This is a genomic window from Staphylococcus ureilyticus (assembly GCF_002902235.1).
Classification (GTDB): Bacteria; Bacillota; Bacilli; order Staphylococcales; family Staphylococcaceae; genus Staphylococcus; species Staphylococcus ureilyticus.
The window spans coordinates 1-317 of the sequence record NZ_PPRL01000056.1; the positions used below are offsets into that span (position 1 = coordinate 1).

The following is a 317-nucleotide window of genomic DNA, read 5'->3' on the forward strand; positions in this document are numbered from 1 at the left end:
GATAGCAATGGTGTGCTAGATACAGAACAATTGTCTGAGGCATCTCAAGCAGTAGCGAATGCGGAACAAGCGAAAACCGCAGTGGATACGAAGTTATCTGAGATTACATCAGATGGTCTAGTAACATCAGATGAAAAATCCGCAGTAGATGCGTTAATCCAAGCATTAGAAACAGCGAAGCAAACGGCGAAAGAGAAGGTAAATAGCGTACCGAACGGTACTGCAGGTAAAGGTGATTTACAAACAAGATTGGATAGTATCTCATCTGTAACGTCACCAGAAGTAAACGATGTAGATGGTAACGGAGTCTTGGATAC

General features: G+C 42.6%; 1 protein-coding gene. It reads left to right on the top strand.

Annotation, left to right across the window (positions count from 1 at the left end):
* The coding region (locus tag CD150_RS06265) for a GA-like domain-containing protein (protein WP_206185631.1) at nucleotides 1-317 on the top strand (317 nt) is incomplete at both ends.